Raw genomic sequence first — 23638 nt, forward strand, 5'->3', positions numbered from 1 at the left:
AGCCATAGATAAATCAGTATTTTTTCAGCAACGGCAGCAGGATGATGCAGCCGATGAAGGCCATCACCACCAGGAACAGCAGGCCGTTATCCATGTTGCCGCTGGCGGCGATCAGCGCCCCCATCAGCACCGGCGCCAACGCGCCGGCAAAATTGCCCAATCCGTTAAAAATACCGCCTGCGGTGGCGCTGACCTTGCTGCTGGTGGCTTTCGCCAGCAGCGCAAAGATATTCGGCGCGCCGGCGCCCCACATAAAGGTGCTGAAGGCCATCGCGGCAATCACGCTGTAGGTGCCCTGCAGATGCAATACCACGGCCAACCCCAGCCCGGCGCCGCACAGCGAGACAAAGCAGGCCAACGTGCGACGATCCAGCTTGTCCGACAGCCAGGCACCGACCACCTCGCCGAGCAGCATGGCGATAAACGGCAACGATGACAGGTAACCGACATGTTCCAGATGGATGCCTTTCCCCTTGATCAGGTAGCTGGGCAGCCAACCGTTCATCCCCCACAGGTAGGTCAGGAAGGCAATGTTAAACAGGCAGATCATCCAGAAATGCGGATTGCGCAAAAGTTCCCGGCGCTGCTGTTTACGCTCCGCCGCCACAGGTTGCGCATCGGTTTTGGCTGCCGGGCGCGCCACGTTCAGATGACGCATGCCAAACAGCACCAACAGCATCACCGGCAGCGTCAGAAACGCCATAAAGAAGAAGGTGGTCTGCCAATCGAAGGTGTTGAGGATATACAGCGTGACCGGGAAACCGAGTGCGGCCCCCAGCGGCGTGCCAAGCAGCCATAACATGGTGGCGCGAGCCTGCAACCGCTGCGGGAAAGCCTGGCGGATAATGGCGTATGCCATCGGCAACAGCGGCCCTTCCGCGATGCCGAGCAGGATGCGCAGCGTCATCATGGTGTGATAAGAACGGGACAACCCCATCAACACCATCAGCACGCCCCACACCACCATCATGCCGATCAGCACCTTAACCGGATTCAGCCGGTCGCCAATGCCGCTCAACAGCATGGAAGATATGCCGTAAGAGAACAAAAACGCACTCATCAGCAAGCCGAGCCGCGCCGGATCAAAACTGATGCCCAGCGCCTGCTGGAACTCGCTGTCGGAAAACAGCGCCGCAATGCTGATCTTGTCGAAAAACGCCAGCAGCACGCAGGCGAACAGCGCGATCGGCACCGACCAGCGCACCCGTTGCTGCGGATTTTCGGCAACGGTATCCCCCACCCGTCCAGCGCGGGCGTCAATGTCTTGCGTAGTCATAAAACGCTCCCGAGGTTCGGGCGTTATTTCAACGCCATCAGAGAAAATTCCGCGTCCGCCAACTGCTGCGGCTCCAGCACCCGCCCGCCGGCCAGCCAGCGTTTACCCAGCTTGATGGTGCGCGCGTCGTTAAACGCCACCATCTGCACCAGTTGCCGGTCGGCGTTGAGCGTAAAGAACACCTGCGACTGCGGCGTGCGGCGCACCACGTGATGCACCCCGCCGATCGGCACGCCGAGGATCTGAATATTGGTGTCGTATTGATCCGACCACAGCCAGGCCACGTCGTTGTAAGGGGCGGCAAAGGCATCCAGCATCGCGCAAGCGGTGCTGATCGCCTGGTTCTGCGCATAGGCCCAGGACTGCAGGCACAGGCCAAGCGTCGGGTGGCGCGCCACATCGCCGGCGGCGAAGATGGCCGGGTGGCTGGTGCGCCCCTGGCCGTCGATCACGATACCGGCGTCGACCTTCAGCCCGGCACTGTGCGCCAACTCGAGGTTAAGTTCGACGCCGATGCCCACGACCACCAGATCGAAAGCCTGAGGATCGCTGCTTTCACTGCCGATCCACGCAGCGCCGTCGCGATCTTCCAGCGAGATCTCGCCGCAGCCGCAGCGTACCGTTACGCCCTGCTGCTGATGCAGCTCGAGCAACGCCTGTGAAACATCCGCGCCTACGCTGCGCATGCATAACGCGGGCTGGCGCTCAAACACCGTCACCTCGGCACCGAGCCGCCGGGCGGAAGCGGCGATCTCCAGCCCAATCCAGCCGCCGCCGACGATCGCCAACTGGCGACACCCTTGCAACGCCCGACGCAGTTTTGCCGCATCGTCCCAGGAGCGCAGCGTCATCACCCGCGGATGGCTGGCCCAACGGGCGTCCGGCAGGCGTGGCCGGCCGCCGGTGGCGATCAACAGTTGATCAAACTGCAACTGCCGCCCGTCGCTGAGCGTGACGATTTGCTGCTGCCCATCAATGGCTTCGGCACGCAACGGGCGACACCAGTCGATGTTCAACCCCGCGACCACCTGTTCGCTGAATAGCCTGCTGAGCGGCGCATTGCCGTCCAGCAACGCCGCCTTGGAAAGCGGCGGACGCTCGTAAAAATCATAGGGTTCGTCGCTGATCACCGTCAGCCGGCCCGCGTAACCCCGATCGCGCAGCGTTTTCGCCGCCCAACCGCCGGCCTGCCCGCCGCCGATAATCACGATGCCCGCCTGCACTGGCTGGCTCATAGCCCCTCCGGTTTTTTCTGCTGGCGACGCGTGTCGTGGTCGATACCGCCTTCCACCGCCCACTCGGTGAACGACACCAGTGAGTGCTCCAATTCGCGCGGTTGCCAGTTTTCGGTCAGATAATCGTCGTTGGTGTAGTACTCGAATGCGCCGCCGGTCGGGCTGTTGACGTACCAGAAATAGGCCGAGGAAATCGGGTGGCGGCCAGGGCCGATGAACGTGCTCCACTTCTCTTTGTTCATGGCGATGCCGCCGCCGATCACCTCGTGGATGTCGCGCACGGTAAAGGCCACGTGATTGAGCCCGCGCGGGCGATTAGGCAGTTTCAGCAGGAACAGATTGTGATGGCCGCCGCGCGCCTGGGTCCGCAGGAACACCGCACGGTCGATATAACGATCCGACACCTGAAAACCCAGCGCTTCACGGTAAAATTTTTCGGTGGCGGCAAGATCCTCGACGAAGAACACCACGTGGCCGATGTTGATCGGCTGCGCCTGCGCATATACCGGGCTGGGCTGATCGATGCGGCGCACGTCACCCCATTGGTTGATCGGCGATACCGGCAACTCGACATCACGTTGTTGGCTGACGCTAAAGCGCAGCGTCATGCCGTTCGGATCGCGGCACTCCAGCTCTTCCCCCACCTGGCGGAAACCCGGCATCTGCGCCAGCAACGGCGCCAGGGCCGCCAATTCGCTTGGGCTGCCGACGCCCCAGGTCATGCGGCGCAGGGTGGACCCGCCCTCGAACGCCGCCGGCAATACTTCGCTCTGCAACGGATGCAGCACCACGCGCGCACCGCTCAGGGTAGTGAATTCGCGCCGGCGTTCCCCCCAATGCTGCTGCGCCGCCTGCAGGCCGAAGTCCTGCATGAACTTTTCGCAAGTTGGCAGATCTTCGACGCCAAATTCCAATTTTTCGATTCCGATTACGCTCATTATTGTGCCTCACGTTCTCGCTGAATGCGTTTTTCAGGCATGATCGAACCCCCGGCCCCTGATAGCTGTGGGCCTTATCCCTGCCTGAGTAAAAGAGTCGGTGCCGTCAGTTAACCGACGTTTGCCTGCGGCGGTGCGCCCAGGAAGCCGGAGATTTTCTCTGCGGCATCCCGCACCTCCTTGCGCAGCCGTTCGCGATCCGCTTTCGGGATCTCATCGAACGGCACCATAATGCTGACTACGGCCTCAACCCGCTGCTCGCGGTTGAAAATCGGATAGACGATCGAAGAGATGCCGTGGCGGAAAAACGATTCGCCGATCACATAGCCGCGCGCCTTGTCCTGCTGAACCATTTGCCACAAGACTTCACGATCCGCCGGGGTGCCCGGCCCGCTGCCCGGCAATTGTTCTTGCGGGTACAGCAGCTCGAACTCTTCGCGGGTGGCGCTGGTCAGCAGCATGCGGCCGAGCGAAGTCTGATGTACCGGCAGGCGAGTGCCGACACTGACCTGATTGATTTGCGAACCGGCGGCACTGACGCGGGCGATGTAGATCACGTCACGCTCATCGCGGATCGCCAGGTGACTGCTGCATTGGCTGCGATCACGCAGCTGTTCGATCACCGGTTGGCCGGCCTGCGCCACGTCCAGCGAGGCGATATATTCAAAACCGAGCCGCAACACCTTGATGCCCAGTGCAAAGGTGTTGGTGCGCGGGTTACGCTCCAGAAAACCCAGATGCTCCAGCGTTTGCACTACGCGGTAGGCGGTCGCCTTCGGCATATCGACCAGGCGATGTAATTCTGCAAAGGTCATTTCCTTGTGCTGCTCGCCAAACGCCAGCAGCAGCTGTAACCCGCGATCCAGCCCCGGGATCAGATATTTACACGCTTGATCGTCTGCCATGTGCTGCTCCTGGCTAAAATGTAGATTAGTTAAAGACAAAGCCGCCATTGACCGGCAACAGTTGACCGGTCACGAAATTCGCCAGCGGCGACAGCAGATAAAGCACCGTACCGTTCACGTCGTCAGGATGTTGCGCCCCGGCCAGCGCCCGGCCCTGTTCGTACAGTTGGTGGCGCTCGGCGGGCACATATTCGGTAGCTTCTACCCGCGTCAGGCCCGGTGCGATAGCGTTAACGCAAATCCCCTGCGGGCCCAGTTCACGCGCCATCGAGCGGGTCATCGAGATAATCGCCCCTTTGCTGGCCACATAGGCCATTAAGCGCGGTGCGCCCCACAGCGCGGTATCCGAAGCCACGTTGACGATCTTGGCATGCGGGTTTTGCGCCAGCAACGGCACCGCTGCCTGGCTCACCAACCAGGTGCCGCGCACGTTAACCTGCATGACCCGATCCCACAGATCAATATCGTATTCCATCATGGTTTTACCGCCGACACCGGTCGCCAGCGCCGCGTTGTTCACCAGCCCGTCGATCGTACCGCCTTCGGCAATGGCACTGAACGTGGCGGTGATCGAGTCCGGCGACGCCAGATCGATAACCTGCGTTTCCACCTCGGCCCCCTGCTCACGCAGGCTGGCGGCGCTGTCCGCCAATTCATCCGCCAGAATATCGCACATCACCACCCGGCCGCCCGCCTGGGCGATGGCCCCGGCAAAGCTACAGCCCAGACCGCGCGCCGCGCCGGTCACCACAATGCGTTTTCCCGCCAGCAGGCCGTTCACTGCGCGGCCTCCTGTTCGGCGAGCATCGCCAGTTGTTTTTGCGCTTCTTTCTGCATCATGCGGCGCAGGCGGGAAAGACCGACGTCATGCTGATACAAATATTCACGGCCACGCGCGTTTGGCGCCATGTTCTCCAGCACGATGCGATCTTGTTCCAGTACGTCCCAATGCAGTGCTTCCAGGCGGTTGCGGTACATAAAGCGCCAGATGTCGCGTTGCCAGTCTTTGACCTTGCGGATACGCCAGAAGAATACCCGGCAATGATCTTTATCTTCCGGCACCACCATACCGATGATCCAGAAGTGGCCGCCCGGTCCAAAGCGTTTTTTGTACGGGATCGACAGCCGCATCCAGTAGGCACCGCTGTTGCCGAACTCTACCCAGTCAAAGTTGACGCCGATCTGGCCATTCTTCTTAAAGATGAACCCGGTATCGGTCGGCTCCAGCGCCATGTCCGCCTTGCGATCCCCTTCTGCCATCGAATGCGAAGAAGAATGCAGGTAGGTACCGTGCATCGGATCCATGACGTTTTCCAATGCATACTGATAGTTGCAGTCCCAGCTGGCAGTGCACAGGAAGTTGCTGTAGGCCGCCTCATCTGCCAGTTCCTGCGGGAAGGTCAGCTCCGGCGGCGCTTCGTCGGCGGTGATGCCGAAATAAAGGAACACGGCGCCGTAGGCCTCTTTGGCCGGGTAAGAACGCAGGCATTTCTGCCCCACCAGCGGGCAGCGATCGACCGCAGGCACATCTTTGACCGTACCGTCGCCGCCGACTTCCACGCCGTGATACCAGCAGGCGATGCGATCACCCAGATTCCAGCCCATCGAAAGCCGCGCACCGCGATGCGGGCAACGATCTTCCAGCGCGTGGATCGCGCCTTCACCGTCGCGCCACACCACAATCTGCTGCTCAAGACGCGTAATGCCTACCGGATTATTGCCCACTTCCCAACTGGCCAGCACCGGGTACCACATGCCGCGCAGCCCCTGATCGAGATAGTTCTGCAAAGTCTGTGCGGAGGATGTTGTGTTTGCTGTCATTGTCTTCTCCCGGGCTGCTCAGTAACCGTTAACGTGAAGGAATTCACGGAACGCCGCCTCATTCCACGGCTGGCCGTTGCGATCAAACAGGCGGCGCTGGTTCAGCGCGCTGACGATCTGCTCAAGCTCTTCCGCACCCTGCTCGAAGATGTCTTCCAACGCCGCGACCAGCGCGGTCTCGAAACCGTCCGGTACCCGGCTGCGGTTCTGCCAGATGACGTTTTGGAATTGGCCAGGTTGGTGGATCTGGCCGTTGCCGCCTTCACGCGCCGGGATCACCTGTTGGGTGTCCGGCAGCCAGGGATTGAAATCGGTGATGTGCTGCATGATTACTCCTCCGCAATAAAGGTGATTTGGATTTGATTGTCTATCACCCGGGTGGGATAGGTTTGCAGATCACGGCCGCCTGGCTCACGCAGACACTGACCGGTACGGACATCGAACAGCGCTTCGTGCAACGGACACTCGATCTTGCCGTCATCGACAAACCCTTGGCTGAGCAAGGCATAAGCATGTGGGCAAACGTCTTCCAGCGCGTAATAGTTGCCGTCGATCAGATACACCCCGACTTCTTTCCCTTCCACGTTGGCGGAGAAAGGAAAATCTTCTTTCACCTGAGACACTTCACACACGTTCTTCCAGCTCATTGCTTCTATCCTCTATCTGATTGTTTCATATATGAAACTCAGTTTCTTATTTAATACACTCACTATAAGTCTGGCGAAACTTTCGTCAAGGGAGCAAGGCGGCAAATGTTAATGAAAGGTTGTTTGATCGTAACAAGTGTGGGAGGGATCACGAAAAAATGCACCGATATGAAAAACCGATATCAGGCATGCGTTTTATAGTGAGTTTATATATTAGAAGTCGTTAATGGGGTTCTGTCGTTTTTGTTGGCGAGAGCGGGTGACCTAAAGCAAAACGCCCCCGATCATCAAGACCGGGGGCGTTTCATTGTCGCTATTCAAAACTACCCGACGCGGTGGCTAACGGGAATTCTTTACCACTCAGCGGCCTTTCTTTTTGCGGCCTGGCTGGGCAAAACGCTTGCGGGCAGCCGCATTGCCAGCGGGTTTCTCGGTGCTTTTCGGCGCACTGCCGGCCGGTTTTTTCACCGCAGGTTTGGCCTTCTTCGCCGGCTTGGCTTCTGAGGAGGAACCCTCAATCGATTTGAACAGTTCGACCAGTTCGTCATCCGTTAAATCGCGCCATTCACCCGGCGGCAGCCCGGCCATGCTGACATTCATAATGCGAGTGCGTTCCAGCTTGGTAACCTCATAGCCAAAATGCTCGCACATGCGGCGGATCTGGCGGTTAAGCCCCTGGACCAGCACAATGCGAAAGACAAAAGGCGCTTCTTTCTTTACCTTGCACTTTTTAGTCACCGTGCCCAGCATCGGCACGCCGGCCCCCAGGCCACGGATAAAATCGTCGGTCACCGGTTTGTTGACCGTAACCCGATATTCTTTCTCGTGATCGTTGCCTGCGCGCAGGATCTTGTTGACCAGATCGCCGTGGTTGGTAAGGAAGATCAGGCCCTGCGAATCCTTATCCAAACGGCCGATCGGGAAGATACGGGTGCTGTGGTTTACGAAATCGACAATATTGTCTTTCTCGCCCTCTTCCGTGGTGCTGACAATCCCCACCGGTTTGTTGAGCGCAATGAAGATCAGGTTGTCTTCGTTGCGGGGTTCAATCAGTTGGCCATTGACCTTGACCACGTCCCCTGGAAATACTCGATCGCCAAGCGCAACGCGCTTGCCATTGATAAAAACGTTGCCTTGTTCGATATAACGATCGGCATCGCGGCGGGAGCAGATACCGCTCTCGCTGATATATTTGTTAAGACGTGTGGATGGTTTGCTCAGCATGGTTCCTCCGTAACCCCGGATTATAGACATTCAAGGCAACAGATACAGGCATTTTCATTGTGCAGTAACGAGTGGCGACATGGGCGTTTCGGGCTTTATTTTCCGCCCTGTCCTCACAGCCCGCTATGCCCGTCGTCTTTCGAGCTGCTGCCTGAAAGACGACGGGTATCGTTTAGGCGTGTTTCTTGGCCGCTTGCAGATACAGCATTTCCAGGCCCAGAGTCGCCGCGGCCAGCGCGGTGATTTCGGATTGGTCATAGGCTGGCGCCACTTCTACCACGTCCATGCCGACGATGTTCAGCGACTGCATGCCGCGTACCAGTTTCAACGCGCGATCGGAGGTCAGGCCGCCGATCACCGGGGTGCCGGTGCCCGGCGCGAAGGCCGGATCCAGGCAATCGATGTCGAAGGTCAGGTACACCGGCATATCGCCGACGATCTGTTTGATCTGCGTCAGCAGGTCGTCCACGCTGCGATCGTTAACCTGTGCGGCATCCAACACGGTGAAACCGTTGTCGTGATCGAACTCGGTACGAATACCGATCTGCACCGAGCGGTTCGGATCAATCAGGCCTTCGTTCGGCGCATGGAAGAACATGGTACCGTGATCGTATTTACTGCCGTTGGCGTAGGTGTCGGTGTGCGCGTCAAAATGCACCAGCGCCAGTTTGCCGAAATGTTTGGCGTGCGCGCGCAGCAGCGGCAGCGTGACGAAGTGATCACCGCCGAATGAAAGCATGCGTTTACCGGCCTTCAGCAATTTCTCCGCGTGCGCCTGCAGCTTGTCGCTCATGTCCTGAGCGTCGCCGAAGTTGAACACGATATCGCCGCAGTCAACCACGTTCAGACGATCGCGCAGATCAAAGCTCCACGGCCAGCGGTTGCCTTCCCACGCCAGATTGGTGGAAACCTGACGGATCGCCGCAGGGCCATGACGGCCACCGGCGCGGCCGGAGGTTGCCATATCGAATGGAATGCCGGTGATGACCCACTCTGCATCGCTGTCATAAGGCATGAAATTCAGCGGAAAGCGCAGGAAACCAAAGGCGTTGGACACTAAGGAATTATCGGACTGATGGCCTAACGTGCTCATTGTAAACCCTCATATTTCAACGTTTCGCCTGCGGTAAAATCACCAGGCGTTGGCAAAAAAAAATCCCTCCCGCGTCGTTAGCCCGACGAGAAAGGGATTGGTACGATGTCTGTTTCGGTACTGCTGATGCGGCAGATTATCGCCGTATTTGGTTCGCGCTTCAAGCCCGCGCATCGTCTTCCTGGCTGCTCGTCGTTAGCAAGTATAGACCCCACATCCTTCATCTATGTGACCGTTACCCCCTTCACGAGCCTGGAAGCTGACACCCATTAATCTCCCGATGATTATTTTTGTGATTTCCATCCCTTTATCTGAAGGTGGAAATATATAAATTAATTAACTCAATTCACTCTATTAACAACACATCGAATTAGTGATTTCGATATTAAAAACAGGGAGAAACTATTTTTTAAAATATATTTAAATGAGACAAGTTAATCGTGCGCGCAACAATTATAACTTACATGCAAAGATAACATAGAGATAAATAAACCCGATGTTTAATATCATGCCAACACGTCAAAAGCGGACTATTAAAAATAAAAAACTTTATGTAACACTAGAGGTTATTACTTTTCTATTAAGTATTCCGCTGGGCTATCTTTGTTCTCAAATTGATTCACTGAATGATATTACCTTGGAAATCATTCTCATCTATGTCCCTGTATCTATGATCACAGTGGATTATCTTTATCAACGTCTTGAAAGGAAATAAGCGTTATGAGAGAGCTGACAACAAAGGAAATACTCACTATTTCTGGTGGAAATGCAGATTCTGGCTATGGAAGGTCGAGGATGTGCCTCACAGTATAGTGACAACCTACAGAGAAAACCCTGTCCGAATCCTCACGGAGAGTTAACAAATTTGTGATAACTGTTCGGTGGCATCGGGCATATCGCGGGGGAAAACCATTAAAAAAAGCCGGACATCCTTAAAATGCCCAGCCTTTCAGATCGGCTCTACTTATTCATCTTCTAAATAAGTATAACCATACAAACCGGCTTCGAACTCTTCTACGAACTGCGCCTGCAATTCATCGTCCAGATCGGTTTCTTTCACCTGATCGCGGAATTTGGCCAGCAGTGCGATCGGATCGAGCTGCACGTATTCCAGCATGTCGGCAACGGTGTCGCCTTCGTCGGACAACTCGGTTTCTACCGTACCGTCCGGGAAGACGAACACGTCAACCGAGGCGGTATCACCGAACAGGTTGTGCATGTTGCCGAGGATTTCCTGGTAGGCACCCACCATAAAGAAGCCCAGCGCCGGCGGGTTTTCCGGATCGTACGGCGGCATTGGCATGGTGGTCGCCACGCCGTCGCCGTCGATGTAGTGATCGATAGTACCGTCGGAGTCACAGGTGATGTCCAGCAGCACCGCGCGGCCTTCCGGCGGCTTATCCAGCCCTTCCAGCGGCAGCACCGGGAACAGTTGATCGATACCCCAGGCGTCCGGCATGGACTGGAACAGCGAGAAGTTGACGTAGAACTTGTCCGCCATACGCTCTTGCAGTTCGTCGATGATCGGACGGTGCGCACGGTTGCTTGGATCAAGCTGCTGCTGGATCTTGTTGCAGATATTCAGATACAGCTGCTCGGCCCAGGCGCGCTTGGTCAGATCCAGCATGCCGTGAGCGTACTGAGTGTGAACGTCGTGCAGGTCCATTTGGCTGTCGTGCAGCCATTCGCGCAACGAGCGGCGGTTCTCCGGCTCGTTCATTTCCTGCCAGGTTTCCCACATGCTTTCCAGCGCACGCGGCGCATCTTCCGCCGGCGGCAAAGGATCGCTGAACTCGTTGCGTTCAACGCCGATCACGTTGGACACCAGCACCGTATGGTGAGCGGTGACCGCGCGGCCGGATTCGGTGATCACCGTCGGGTGCGGCAGGCCGTGCTCATTACAGGCGTCGCCGATACCCCAAATCACGTTGTTGGCGTATTCGTTCAGGCCGTAGTTCACCGAACAGTCGGACTGCGAACGGGTACCTTCATAATCTACGCCCAGACCGCCGCCCACGTCGAAGCACTGGATATTAACGCCCAGCTTATGCAACTCAACATAGAAACGCGCCGATTCACGCACGCCGGTGGCGATGTCGCGAATATTGGCCAGTTGCGAACCCAGATGGAAATGCAGCAATTGCAGGCTGTCGAGGCGGCCCGCTTCGCGCAGGGTTTCCACCAGTTTCAGGACCTGAATGGCCGCCAGGCCGAACTTGGACTTCTCGCCGCCGCTCGACTGCCATTTGCCGGAGCCCTGAGACGCCAGACGCGCACGCACGCCCAGACGCGGTACCACGTTCAGGCGCTCGGCTTCTTCCAGCACCATGTTGATCTCGGACATCTTCTCGATCACCAGGTACACCTTGTGTCCCAGTTTTTCGCCGATCAGCGCCAAACGAATATATTCGCGGTCTTTATAACCGTTACAGACGATGACCGAACGGGTCATGCCGGCATGCGCCAGCACCGCCATCAGTTCGGCTTTGGAGCCGGCTTCCAGCCCCAAGGGTTCGCCGGAATTGACCAGGGATTCGATCACGCGGCGGTGCTGGTTTACCTTGATCGGGTAAACCAGGAAATAGCCGCCTTCATAGCCGAATGACTCGCGCGCGCGTTTGAACGCCGCGTTAATCGAACGCAGGCGGTGCTGAAGGATCTGCGGGAAGCAGAACAGCGCCGGCAGACGCTGGCCGTCTTTGCGACGCTCTTTCACCAGTTCAGCCAGATCGACACGCGCCTGAGGGACGTCCGGATCCGGGCACACGCTGATGTGGCCCAGTTCATTGACGTCATAATAATTGTTGCCCCAGTAGGCGACGTTATAAGTGCGCAGCATCTTGCTGGCATCACGGTCATTCATGGCAACCTCCTGCATGGAGCGTAAAGATATAGGTTCGCCCGCGGCTGGCGGACGGTGAATCAACAGATCATCAGACATTACTCGCCTCACATCCCGTACTGACGATACAGTCAGCCACTATCGCAGCTACAACCCGCGAGAACAACCCAACAAACCGCCCTTGCAGCAGCGAATAAAACTGCCGTTCGCGGTCAGCGATCGGTTTATCACTCATATAATTGTAAGACACCCTGTTCAAACCTCGTGAATCGGGTCAAGAAACATCCCACAGGAAGGCTGCAGGCTACCCTTGTTCAGTTCTTCAGACGACCGTTAACCGGCCCGAGAATCCTGAGTAGCGCCCAAGTGTTTATCACACCTGGAAGGTGGAGTAGAGACAAGACGGGAAATAGCAGAAGAATGTGCGCCAGAACGGCACTGCTGTTGAGAACCAACAACCGGTAGACAACGGATCATTAATCCAACCACCTCCACGCACGTCGCCCGGAATGAACGACTGAGCCTCTATTAATAGTGTAAGAACGTGACCGTTCTATGAAGCGGCGACGCCAACTGTCAGCGTCTGCGGCTGACCATTAAGGCCATGAGCGGGAGCTTGCCACTTTTGCTCCGCACTGTGCACCAAATGAGCCGCGCGCGCAGTTTATACCGATAACCTGGGGAAAATGCAAAATGAAAATTCGCCGGAAACTGTTTCAAGCGATGAAAATGGCGCCGAGGGCTTTACACAAAAGAGCGAAACGGCAAAAAAATACTGGCAATCCGGCTAAAGCCTGACCTAAAATAGACGTCCAGATGTTAATCCATCTATACTGATTTGTGCCCTATGAATTTCAAGTTGCCGCCAGGTGAGCGAGTGCAGGGAACAACGCGACAGCTTGAAAGACGACGGGCATAACTAAGAAACTGCTTAACGGCTTTGCCTGAGGGGCGTTGCAGGATGTATCTCGCGCCATCAGCGGAAGACCCTTCGCTTCGATGCCGGATCTCCAGCGCTGTGCAGTAATTTCTAACCCGTCTTATGCAAGGTAAAGAATACAATGGCTAAACACCTATTCACGTCCGAGTCCGTATCCGAAGGGCATCCCGATAAAATTGCCGACCAGATCTCCGATGCCGTTCTCGACGCCATCCTGGAACAGGATCCGAAGGCGCGCGTAGCTTGCGAAACCTACGTGAAAACCGGCATGGTGCTGGTCGGTGGCGAAATCACCACCAGCGCTTGGGTAGATATCGAAGAAATCACCCGTAAAACCGTACGTGAAATCGGTTATGTTCATTCGGATATGGGTTTTGACGCCAACTCCTGTGCCGTGCTGAGCGCTATCGGCAAGCAATCCCCGGATATCAATCAGGGCGTTGACCGTACCGATCCGCTGGAACAGGGTGCCGGCGACCAGGGCCTGATGTTTGGCTATGCCACCAACGAAACCGAAGTGCTGATGCCTGCGCCGGTGACTTACGCGCACCGTCTGGTACAACGCCAGGCCGAAGTCCGTAAAAACGGTACCCTGCCGTGGTTGCGTCCGGACGCAAAAAGCCAGGTCACTTTCCAGTATGACGACGGCAAAATCGTCGGCATCGACGCAGTGGTGTTGTCCACTCAGCATTCCGAAGATATCTCTCTGAAAGACCTGCAAGAAGCGGTGATGGAAGAGATCATCAAGCCGGTTCTGCCTACCGAATGGCTGAGCGCGAGCACCAAATACCACATCAACCCAACAGGCCGTTTCGTTATCGGTGGCCCAATGGGCGACTGCGGCCTGACCGGCCGTAAAATCATCGTGGATACCTACGGTGGCATGGCCCGTCACGGCGGCGGTGCATTCTCCGGTAAGGATCCGTCCAAAGTTGACCGCTCAGCGGCATACGCGGCGCGCTACGTGGCGAAAAACATCGTTGCTGCCGGCCTGGCCGACCGCTGCGAGATCCAGGTTTCCTACGCCATCGGCGTGGCGGAGCCAACCTCCATCATGGTGGAAACCTTCGGTACTGAGAAAGTGCCTACCGAACAGTTGACCCTGCTGGTGCGCGAGTTCTTCGATCTGCGCCCATACGGCCTGATCCAGATGATGGACCTGCTGCAACCGATCTACCGCGAAACCGCAGCCTACGGCCACTTCGGTCGCGAGCACTTCCCTTGGGAAGCGACCGACAAGGCAGAATTGCTGCGCGATGCCGCCGGCCTGAAATAAGCCTGCGCATCCTGGTAAAAGCGGCAAGCCCCTGGCTTGCCGTTTTTGTTTTATCGGGTAGGTGCTCATGGACCAACACGCAAACAGCCTATGGGCGGGAGCAAAGCCCCCGCCGTTGAGTGGCCTTACCGTTTGGATTCGTAAGCCAAAATGGCCGCAACCTCCGTGTTGCCCGATCTGATACGCAACTCACAAATCTTGCTGCGTGTTATCCATACCAATGATATTACCGTGGCACAAATAACGACCAGTTTTACTACACTCCGTTTGTCCGGCATCATGCCTCCTTCTCCTTGCCTCACGGCGGGTAAGAAGCTAACCTAACGTTGTCTGGCGTTAGAGTTGGCCTCGGGTTGATAAATATCGACTCGGGGCTTTTCTCTTTCTGTCCCTTGCTCAGGCTCAGGACGAAAGATCCTGAGCACCCGCACGCAGTATATTGATCTCCGCCTCAGTTCCACCGCCTTTTTCCGTTCTGAATTCCGTTTCTGCGCATTGATACGCAACGCCTTGCAACAGCCTGAAAGCAGAAAAAAGGCCCAGCAATGCTGAGCCTTTGATGGCAGAAACGGGCGTTGCGATGACGGCTACGAAGTTTGTTTACGCAGCAGGTAAACGAAATACGGCGCGCCGATAAAGGTCGCCAGCAGCCCGGCGGGGATTTGATACGGGAACATCACCATCCGGCCGCACCAGTCGGCGAATACCATCAGCAGGCCACCCAGCAGCGCGGCAATCACCATCTGCGGTAATGCGCGGCGGAAGCCCAGCATACGCGCCATATGCGGCGCCATCAGGCCGATAAAGCTCAGCGGCCCCACGGTCAAGGTCGCCATGGCGGTCAGCGTGGCGGCCAGCAGGAGAATCGCCACCCGCACCGGCGTCAGCGCAATGCCCACCGAGCGGGCGGTCGCGCTGCCCAGCGGCAGAATGGTCAGCCAACGGCGGCACAGCGGCGCCAGCACTATCAGCGTTGCCGCAATGACTGCGGTACGGATCGCCTGCTCCGACGTCACCGAATAGGTAGAGCCGGAAATCCAGGTCAGCAGCCCGCCCATGCGCGGATCGCCGCTGGCCAGCAACAGGAAAATGGTGGTGGTAAACGCCGTGCTGAGCGCGATGCCGGCCAACAGCATACGTTCGGTAGAAAAACCGCCGCGACCGGCGGCGACCATAATCACCAGCAACGTCGCCGCCGCCCCCAGGCTGCCTGCAGGCAGCAGCCAGCCGAAGGCATCGCCCGGTACGATGAACAACATCACCACCACGCCAAAGGCCGCGCCGGAGCTGATCCCCAGCACTTCCGGGCTGGACATCGGGTTGCCGGTCAACTTCTGGATTAAGGTGCCGGCCACCGCCAGCATCATCCCCGCCGCCAACGCGGACAACACGCGCGGCCAACGCCACGGCATCAATGACTCCAGTTCTGCGCCGTAGCTCCAGTGCCAGCCAGCGGCGTTCTGCCCGAACATCAGCGCCACGGCGATGCCGGCCACTAACACAACGCCTGCCAGCATCACCCAGGCCAACAGATGACCGCGTTCGGCCGGTACCTTGTCGCCCAGGTTCATCGGCGGCGGCGTGGCGGCGCTACGCAGGCGCGGCAACAGCCACAACAACAGCGGAGCGCCAAACAACGCGGTCGCCGCCCCGGTCGGGATCTCACGCCAAACCTGCGTCAGCCAAATCATCACCTGATCGGTCAGCCACAGCAGCAAAGCACCCAGCAGCGGTGCCAAGATCATGCGGTGCGCCAGCCGGCGCGCCCCCAGCATCTTCGCCATCAGCGGTGCAAACAGCCCGATAAAGCCGATGACACCCACGGCATTCACCAGCATCGCACTGAAGATAATCGCCACCGCCAGCGCGCAAAAACGCGCCATCGACAGCCCCAGCCCCAAGTTGCGCGCCACGCCGTCGTCCAACCCGAGCAACGTCAACGGGCGCAGCAGCAGCACCGCCAATAGCCCGGCTACTACCAGGCGCGGCAGGATAAATTGCGCAGTGCTCCAGTCCTGCTGGTTCAACGCACCGGTGCTCCACAGGAACAATCCCTGCAGTTGATCGTAATTAAACAACGCCAACAGGCTGTTGACCGCACCGCAGTATAATCCCAACACCAGGCCGGCCAGAATCAGCGTCACCGGCGACATGCGTTTGCCCCAGGCCACGCCGAACACCAGCCCGCCGACCAGGATCGCCCCGGCCATTGCCGCCAGTTGCCGGGTTATCTCGCCGCCCGGCAGCATCCACAAGGTGGCGATGGTCAACCCGAGCTGCGCACCGGCGGATACGCCCAGCGTCGCCGGCTCCGCCAACGGATTGCGCAACACCTGCTGGAACAGCACGCCGACCAGCCCCAGACCGGCACCGGCCAACAGGGAAACCGACAGCCGCGGCAGCAGGCTGTAGTGGAACAGCATCTGACGCACATCGTCGTGATTCGGCGCGCTCATCGCCTGCGCCCACAACGCCCAAGGCAACTGTTGCAACAGGTTGTAGATCGTCAAGCCGCCCGACGCCGCCAGCAAAAGCAGGATCAGCGTCAGCGGCAATACCCGGATGCGCGCGCTCATGAATAGCTCTCCTGCGTCTGCTCCAGCAGATGGCAAAAACGCATCGCCGACAGCGTCGCACCGTAGAACCAGACCGCCGGCACCTGCCGCAATTGATTCTGACGCACAAAGGGCAAAGCCTGCCACAACGGCGTCGAGCTGACTTTTTCCATCATCGCCTGATTGCCGTGGTCGAGATAAATCGCCCGCGCATTTTTCACCGTAATCAGGCGTTCAATGCCCACTACCGCCGTGCCCCAGAAGTTGGTTTCCCCTTCCCAGGCATTGTGGATGCCAAGCTGATCCATCACCTCCTGGAACAGGCTTTTCTGGCCGATGATCAGCACATGCCGCGTATCCAGCAAGGAGAACAACAATAGCGGCTGTCTGGTGTAAGAATGCAGACGCTGGCGTGCATCCTGAATAAACCGGTCGAACTGCATCAGATGCTGTTCAGCGCGTGCCTCAAGCCCCAGCCGCTGCGCCAATTGCTGCAACGAATTCCGGCCCACCGTCAGTGGTTTTCCGCTGCCGTCGTTGAAGCCAAAACTCATCGTCGGCGCTATTGGAGCCAATTTTTGCGGCGTTGGCCCATACCCCTTTGACAGCAGCATCAGCGAAGGCTGCAATTGTTGCAGCAACTCCAGATTCGGCTCGGTGCGTTGGCCCACGTCGACCACCGACGCCGGGATTTTCGGCTCTTCCACCCACAGGTTGTAGTTATGGATATCCGCCACCGCCAGCGGCGTAACGCCCAGCGCCAGCAGCAGCTCAATAGGTAGCCATTCCAGCGCCACGATGCGCGTAAGATCGGGCGGTGTCATCGTCGCGTGCCCCGGTAGAGAGAACAGCAGCGGCGACAGCGCCATGGCGGTCAGCAGACGGCGGCGTACGGGATCGTGTTGAAAATCGGAGGAAGCAGGCATCAGTAGACAAAACTCACCGGCGCACCGCCGCTCGGATGCGCCAGCGTGCCCATTGGAATACCATAAATTTGCTCCAGCACCGGCCCTTGCATCAGTTCCAGCGGGGCACCTTGCGCAATCATCTCGCCACCGCGCAACGCCACCAGATGGTCGCAGTAGCGCGCCGCCATGTTGATGTCGTGCAGCACCGCAATCACCGTCAGGCCACGTTCATGGCTCAGGCGTTGAATCAGCGCCAACACCTCAACCTGGTGCGCAATGTCCAGCGCAGAGGTCGGCTCGTCCAACAACAGGCAGCGGCTGTCCTGCGCCACCATCATCGCCAGCCAGGCACGTTGCCGCTCGCCGCCGGACAGGCTGTCCACCAGGCGGTTGGCGAAGGGTTTCAAGCCAACCAGCGCTATCGCCTCTTCCACCTGTTCGCGGTCGTTCACGCCAAAGCGGCCCAGCGCACCGTGCCACGGATAGCGGCCGATCGCCACCAGCTCGCGTACCGTCATGCCTTCTGCTGCGGGCAGTTGCTGGGGCAGATAGGCGACCTGACGCGCGAAGGCTTTGCTGTCCCATTGCGCCAGCGGGCGTCGGTTAAGTTGCGCGCTGCCGGCGGTCGGGTTCTGATGGCGGCCAAGAATTTTCAGCAATGTGGATTTGCCGGAACCATTGTGACCGATCAGCCCGCAGACTTTGCCCTGGGGAAAGGTCAGCGACAGCGGTTGCAACAGCACACGGCCGGGAACGGCAAAGCTGACGTTGTCTAACGCGAAAGTGGCGTCGTGATCGAGGTGTTTATCCTGCATAGGCCCTACTCTGTTCGGAGCGACGATCCGCCGCCCCGATTATCCGGTTAGAAGCGGAAGGTTGCGGTGGCGACCACCTGACGTTCTGCGCCCCAATAGCAGGCGTAGTCGCGATAACAACTTGAAACGTAAGTCTTATCAAACAGGTTGTTGATATTGACGCCTACTGACGAGCCCGGCAGGCCAAAACGCGCCAAATCGTATTTGATGGTCGCATCCACCAAGGTGTAATCCGGTACTTTAAAGGTGCTGTTGTCACTGTTGAAGGATGAGCTGGACCCCACATAACGCACGCCGGAACCCAGAGTCAGGCCGCTGACGGCCGTTTCGTGGAAGGTATAGTCCGCCCACAGCGACGCCATATGTTTAGGGATCTCGGTGGTTGGCTTGCCCTGATAGGTGCTGTCCTTGGTGTATTTCGCGTCGGTGTAGGTGTAGGAAGCGATCAGGTTGACGTTGGCGTTCAACGCCGCCTTGGCCTCCAGCTCTATGCCGCGCGAGCGGATCTCACCGCTCTGGACGCTGAACTGTGCGTTATCCGGATCCGGCGTCAGGTTGTTGTTTTTGGTCAGTTGGTACAGCGCACCGGTCAGGACGACAGGGCGATCTTTCGGCACGTATTTCACGCCGGCCTCGTACTGCTTGCCAATCGACGGGATAAACGTCTGCCCGTTAGCGGAGGTATCCAGCGTCGGTTCAAATGACTCGCTGTAGCTGAAATACGGCGTGATGCCGTTATCGAACAGATAGTTCAGACCGCCACGCCAGGTGAACTGGCCGTCCGAGCGTTCGTTGGTATAGTTATCGATGCGGTTATTGGCCGAGGTTTTGGCCCAGTCATAACGGCCGCCCAGCGTCAGCAACCATTGGTTCCACTCGCCCTGCTCCTGCACGTACAACCCCGTCTGTTCCTGGCGGTTCAGGTAGTTATACGGGAAAGTCACGGTGGTGGCGTCGTTGCCGTATTGCGGATCGGTCATGCTCAGGCTGTCGGCAGAACCGAAGCCGGAGTTGATATCATTGCGCATGCGCGAATAGTCGACGCCAAACAGCAGGGTATGATCTACAGCGCCGGTTTTCAGCCTGGCCTGCGCCTGGGTATCCACCGAGAAGCTGTTCAGATGCTCCTTCGACTGCACATAGGCGCGGTTCAGCGTGGTCGGGGCCGTCGCGCTAACGCCGCTGCCATAGATGCTCTTCATGTCGCTTTCCAGCTGCATATAACGCAGGTTCTGGCGCACCGCCCAGGTGTCATTGAACGCATGTTCGAAGCTATAGCCGATCATGCGCTGCTTGCGCGCAAAGTAATTGCTTGCTTCACCGTCGTTGAAACTGGTTGGCAGCTTGCTGCCGTCCGGCAACGGGATCAGCGTACCCTGCTTCGGCAGCCAGCCGTAGAAACCGGTATAGGGATCGTTTTGGATATTGGCCAACAGCGTAAAGTTGGTCTTGTCATCCGGCCGCCAACTGAATGACGGCGCAATCGCATAGCGCTTCTCTTTCGCCATGTTCTGCTGCGCATCGCTGTCTTTCGCCAGGCCGGTCAGACGGTAGGAATAGACGCCGTTATCATCCAGCGCATCGCTGAAGTCAAAGCCGGTCTGGAACAGATTGTCGGTGCCCATTTTGAACTGGATTTCGTGCAGCGGTTCGGTGGTCGGCCGCTTGCTGACCATCGCCACCAGCCCACCCGGGCTGCTCTTGCCGTACAGCACCGATACCGGGCCGCGCAGCAGTTCCGCTCGCTCAAGGAAATAAGGATCGACCGAAGCTTCGCTATAGTTGTCGCCCTGCAGACGCAGGCCGTCCAGATACTGGTTGGTATTCACCGCCGGGAAACCGCGAATGGCCACCGAATCATAGGTGGTGGAGCTGCCACGGCTTGCATACACCCCTGGCGCATAAGCCAGTGCGCCTTTCACCGTATCCGGCTGGCGCATATCCATCTCTTCACGCGTGACCACGGAAACCGACTGCGGATTCTTTTCAATCGGCGTATCGGTTTTGGTACCGGTGGCGCTGTGTTTGGCCACGTAGGTGCCGACCGGCCCCCAGGCGCTTTCCTGTTGCGGCTGGCTGCTGCCCACCACGGTAAGGGTATCTTCTTTGGCTACCGGATTGGCTTCAGCGGAAAATGCCGGCATCGCCAGCGTACCCAACGCGGCAGCGATAGTGATCGCCAACCCACTGACGGGAGAACGGCCCTTCATGGCCTGCGGTGAGAATGGACGCTTGGTCAGCATAGGTGGTTTCTCTGATGAATTATTTGATAACGAATGTAAACGATAATAATTATTATAAGCGACGCATTTTATGCAGAAGCCAAATTAAACTGCAAGTCGAATTCAGCCAGTAAATAGGTGGGGGGATTAACCGTTTAACCGCATTAACCTGATGGAAATAAACTGCGCGGAAAATAAAAAGGCCCGCAACCAAAGTTACGGGCCTGCAACAAAAAACCTTTCGGCAACGGGGATTAACCGCTCGCCAACTTACTGGCCCTGGCCGAACATATCCTTGATCCAGCCGGCGACGCCGTCAGCGTCTTTTTGCTCACCCGCCGGCTGTTGCTGCTGTTGCTGCTGCTGAGCGGCCTGGCTTGCCTGACACAGCCCTTGCGGATTATCGGTCCACACCGGGATGCTGCGCCCGCCCTCGCCACAGACAAAGTTACCGGCGGAGTCGATGCCAATCTGGTTGATGCCTTCCGGCGGCTGCAGCATCAGCGGCAGCGGCGTCTGGTTTTCCAGATAGCGGCGATACAGGGTCAGCGCACCGTTGGCGCCGGTCAGCTTGGCCGGGCCGTTGTTGTCACGGCCAACCCAGGCGATAGCCACTTCTTTACCGTCGATACCGGCAAACCAGCTGTCGCGCAGATCGTTGGTGGTACCGGTCTTCGCCGCCAGGTTGTAGTTGGGGAACTTCACCGACAGAGAACGGGAGGTCCCGCGCGCTACACCCTGCTGCATGGCGTACAGCGTCAGGTAAGCGGCCTGAGCCGGCACCATGCGTTCCGCTTGCGGGAAGCTCTGGTACAGCACCGAACCGTCTTCCGCAATCACCGAACGCACCGCAGACAACGGCGCGCGGTTACCGCCGCTGGCGATGGTTTGGTATTCCTGCGCCACTTCCATCGGCGTCAGACCAATCGCCCCCAGCAGCATCGAAGGCACCGGGTTGATTTCCGCTTTAGGAATACCCAAACGTTGCAAGGTAGCGCTGATTTGATCCAGCCCGACCGCCATACCCAAATTCACCGTCGGCACGTTGAGCGAGAAGGCCAGGCCATCCACCAACATTACCTGTCCACGGAATTTGCGGTCGTAGTTGTTCGGTTGCCACAGGCTGCCATTCGGCAGTTTCAGCGACAGCGGCTGGTCCGCCAGCCAGGTATTCAGGCGGTATTTGTCCGGCTCGGAAAGCGCGGTCAAGTAGGTTGGCGGCTTGGCCAGCGACCCGACCAGGCGGCGCGCCTGCATCGCGCGGTTAAAACCGGCGAACTGCGGATTGGCACCGCCAACCATGGCACGCACCTCACCGCTGAAGCGATCGACAATCACCATCGCCGCTTCCAGATCGTTAAGATGGCGGGCGGCACGCAGCGCCGGAATACCGTCTTCGACCGCTTTTTCCGCCGCATCCTGAGATACCGGATCCAGCGTGGTGAAGATTTTCACCCCGGACAGGTCGTTCACCTTGTCGCCCAACTTGGCCTGCAGTTCCTGACGCACCATCTGCATAAACGCCGGCTGCGGCGTGATCACCCCCCCCTTCGGCTGCACGCCCAGCGGCCGCGCGCTGAGCATATTGTACAGTTCGGCGTCGATAACCCCCTGATTTTGCAACAGCTTGAGCACCAGATTGCGGCGCTCCAGCGCCAACGTCGGGTTGCGCCACGGGTTATACAAGGATGCGCCTTTCACCATCCCCACCAGCAATGCTTGCTGATCCAGACTCAGTTCGTCCACCGGGCGGCCGAAGTAATACAGGCTGGCCAGCGGGAAACCGCGGATCTGGTCGCTGCCGCTCTGGCCGAGGTACACCTCGTTCAGATACAGCTCAAGAATACGGTCCTTGCTGTAACGGTAATCCACCAGCAGCGCCATGTAGGCTTCGTTGACTTTACGCCATAGCGAGCGTTCGTTGGTCAGGAACAGGTTCTTCACCAACTGCTGCGTCAGGGTACTGCCGCCCTGCACCGCACGCCCGGCGGTCAGGTTCGCCAGCATCGCACGGCCAATGGAGTAAGGGCTGATGCCGTCATGCTCGTAGAAATGGCGGTCTTCGGTGGCAATCAGCGTATCCACCAGCAGGTCCGGGAAACCGGCGCGCGGCACGAACAGACGCTGTTCACCGTTCGGTGACTGCAACATGGTGATCAGGCGCGGATCGAGGCGGAAGAACCCGAAGTTACGCTGGTTCTCCATGTTTTCGATTTTCGCCAGACGGTTGTTCTGGAAATCCAGACGGGCATGGATTTGCCCCTCTTTGCCATCCGGGAAGTCAAACGGACGACGCAGCATCTCGATGCTGTTGGCCTGCACGGTGAACTCGCCCGGCCGGGTCATGCGGCTAACCTGGCGGTACTGCATACCTTCCAGCAGATCGACCATTTCCTTCTTGCTGTACGGCATGCCCGGTTCCAGGTTGACCATGCGGCCATAGACCGCGGCCGGCAACTGCCAGACCTTGCCGTCAATGCGGCTGCGGATCTGGGAATCCAGGTACACGCCGTAGATCGCCAACAGCACCGCGACCACCAGAATCAGTTTGATAAGCAGGCCAAGCCAACGGCGTTTTTTACGCGGCGGAGTCGCTTTTACCTTACGCGGCACGCTTTCCTCCTCGTCTTCATATTCATCATCGTCATCTTGCTGCTCGTCTTCCTCGTAATCGTCATAATCGTCGTCTCGGCGACGGCGCGGCGGTTTGCCCGACGCGGTGCGTTTTGGTTGTTTCCCTTTGCGCCCGATGGGCTCGCGGTCATCCCCAGCCATTGCTGTCATTCTCCAGACTTGGCGGCACTGCCGGCCATTATTAGTCGCTTAATCTGTCCCGACGCCAGGCCGCTGAACAGAAGAAACATCTGAATTCTCCCCCTAAATAATTGGCGTTGCATCAAGGTGGCAGGAGAACTTATCCCGATGAGCTTACTCTAGTAAG

General features: G+C 58.1%; 20 protein-coding genes. 2 read left to right on the forward strand and 18 right to left on the reverse strand.

The annotated features are described in order from the left end of the window. Positions 1-13: 13 nt before the first annotated feature. The 10 genes from ACUTQW_RS09990 to speB form a co-directional block, all read right to left on the reverse strand. Positions 14-1276: an MFS transporter gene (locus tag ACUTQW_RS09990; RefSeq protein WP_006327820.1), complete on the reverse strand. Its 1263-nt coding sequence runs from the start codon at positions 1274-1276 to the stop codon at positions 14-16. 23 nt (positions 1277-1299) lie between these two features. Next, positions 1300-2511, reverse strand: a complete 1212-nt coding sequence (locus tag ACUTQW_RS09995; RefSeq protein WP_020439719.1) for an NAD(P)/FAD-dependent oxidoreductase — start codon at positions 2509-2511, stop codon at positions 1300-1302. Beyond that, the gene (locus tag ACUTQW_RS10000; protein ID WP_020439720.1) at positions 2508-3449 is read right to left on the reverse strand and encodes a VOC family protein; all 942 of its coding nucleotides are present in this window, start codon (positions 3447-3449) and stop codon (positions 2508-2510) included. Before ACUTQW_RS10000 ends, ACUTQW_RS09995 begins: the two co-directional genes overlap by 4 nt. Before the next feature lie 110 nt (positions 3450-3559). Continuing rightward, positions 3560-4354 carry an IclR family transcriptional regulator gene (locus tag ACUTQW_RS10005; protein WP_013814438.1) on the reverse strand — a complete coding sequence of 265 codons (795 nt, stop codon included), beginning with the start codon at positions 4352-4354 and terminating at the stop codon, positions 3560-3562. A 25-nt stretch (positions 4355-4379) separates the two neighbouring features. After that, on the reverse strand, positions 4380-5135 hold the full coding sequence (locus ACUTQW_RS10010) for an SDR family oxidoreductase (RefSeq protein ID WP_013814439.1): 756 nt from the start codon (positions 5133-5135) through the stop codon (positions 4380-4382). Next, positions 5132-6175, reverse strand: coding sequence for a Rieske 2Fe-2S domain-containing protein (locus ACUTQW_RS10015; protein WP_445654847.1), 1044 nt, complete (start codon positions 6173-6175; stop codon positions 5132-5134). The genes ACUTQW_RS10010 and ACUTQW_RS10015 overlap by 4 nt, the downstream gene beginning before the upstream one ends. An 18-nt stretch (positions 6176-6193) precedes the next feature. Continuing rightward, entirely contained in the window at positions 6194-6502 is a 309-nt protein-coding gene (locus tag ACUTQW_RS10020; RefSeq protein WP_004947819.1) for a recombinase-like helix-turn-helix domain-containing protein, read from the reverse strand. Positions 6503-6504: 2 nt separating this feature from the next. Then, positions 6505-6822, reverse strand: coding sequence for a non-heme iron oxygenase ferredoxin subunit (locus ACUTQW_RS10025; RefSeq protein WP_004947822.1), 318 nt, complete (start codon positions 6820-6822; stop codon positions 6505-6507). A gap of 360 nt (positions 6823-7182) precedes the next feature. Further along, the gene (rluF, locus tag ACUTQW_RS10030) at positions 7183-8046 is read right to left on the reverse strand and encodes a 23S rRNA pseudouridine(2604) synthase RluF (RefSeq protein ID WP_004947825.1); all 864 of its coding nucleotides are present in this window, start codon (positions 8044-8046) and stop codon (positions 7183-7185) included. Positions 8047-8218: 172 nt separating this feature from the next. Further along, a complete protein-coding gene (gene speB / locus ACUTQW_RS10035; RefSeq protein WP_004947828.1) occupies positions 8219-9139 on the reverse strand; it encodes an agmatinase in 921 nt (306 codons plus the stop codon). Between the two features lie 105 nt (positions 9140-9244). Between speB and ACUTQW_RS10040 the strand changes: the two genes are divergently transcribed. Beyond that, a complete protein-coding gene (locus ACUTQW_RS10040) occupies positions 9245-9412 on the forward strand; it encodes a hypothetical protein (RefSeq protein ID WP_162493398.1) in 168 nt (55 codons plus the stop codon). 691 nt (positions 9413-10103) lie between these two features. Here ACUTQW_RS10040 and speA read toward each other — a convergent pair. Next, complete coding sequence (gene speA, locus ACUTQW_RS10045; protein ID WP_004947831.1) at positions 10104-12080, reverse strand: biosynthetic arginine decarboxylase; 1977 nt, start codon at positions 12078-12080, stop codon at positions 10104-10106. Beyond that, positions 12073-12216 carry a virulence promoting factor gene (locus ACUTQW_RS10050; protein ID WP_445654848.1) on the reverse strand — a complete coding sequence of 48 codons (144 nt, stop codon included), beginning with the start codon at positions 12214-12216 and terminating at the stop codon, positions 12073-12075. The genes speA and ACUTQW_RS10050 overlap by 8 nt, the downstream gene beginning before the upstream one ends. A gap of 826 nt (positions 12217-13042) precedes the next feature. Between ACUTQW_RS10050 and metK the strand changes: the two genes are divergently transcribed. Further along, on the forward strand, positions 13043-14197 hold the full coding sequence (metK, locus tag ACUTQW_RS10055; protein ID WP_004947833.1) for a methionine adenosyltransferase: 1155 nt from the start codon (positions 13043-13045) through the stop codon (positions 14195-14197). Between the two features lie 125 nt (positions 14198-14322). On the opposite strand, the gene ACUTQW_RS10060 is transcribed toward metK, so the two are convergent. The 6 genes from ACUTQW_RS10060 to mrcB form a co-directional block, all read right to left on the reverse strand. Continuing rightward, entirely contained in the window at positions 14323-14475 is a 153-nt protein-coding gene (locus tag ACUTQW_RS10060; protein ID WP_013814445.1) for a Hok/Gef family protein, read from the reverse strand. A gap of 309 nt (positions 14476-14784) precedes the next feature. Beyond that, positions 14785-16773: a Fe(3+)-hydroxamate ABC transporter permease FhuB gene (gene fhuB / locus ACUTQW_RS10065; RefSeq protein ID WP_006327846.1), complete on the reverse strand. Its 1989-nt coding sequence runs from the start codon at positions 16771-16773 to the stop codon at positions 14785-14787. Beyond that, positions 16770-17678: a Fe(3+)-hydroxamate ABC transporter substrate-binding protein FhuD gene (gene fhuD / locus ACUTQW_RS10070; protein WP_006327848.1), complete on the reverse strand. Its 909-nt coding sequence runs from the start codon at positions 17676-17678 to the stop codon at positions 16770-16772. The genes fhuB and fhuD overlap by 4 nt, the downstream gene beginning before the upstream one ends. Continuing rightward, positions 17678-18475, reverse strand: a complete 798-nt coding sequence (gene fhuC, locus ACUTQW_RS10075; RefSeq protein WP_004947844.1) for a Fe3+-hydroxamate ABC transporter ATP-binding protein FhuC — start codon at positions 18473-18475, stop codon at positions 17678-17680. Before fhuC ends, fhuD begins: the two co-directional genes overlap by 1 nt. Positions 18476-18522: 47 nt before the next feature. Beyond that, positions 18523-20718 carry a ferrichrome porin FhuA gene (fhuA, locus tag ACUTQW_RS10080; protein WP_235195970.1) on the reverse strand — a complete coding sequence of 732 codons (2196 nt, stop codon included), beginning with the start codon at positions 20716-20718 and terminating at the stop codon, positions 18523-18525. Between the two features lie 249 nt (positions 20719-20967). After that, positions 20968-23472 carry a bifunctional glycosyl transferase/transpeptidase gene (gene mrcB, locus ACUTQW_RS10085; RefSeq protein ID WP_006327858.1) on the reverse strand — a complete coding sequence of 835 codons (2505 nt, stop codon included), beginning with the start codon at positions 23470-23472 and terminating at the stop codon, positions 20968-20970. Between the last annotated feature and the right edge of the window lie 166 nt (positions 23473-23638).

The sequence above is a fragment of the Serratia sp. TSA_7 genome, assembly GCF_052692135.1.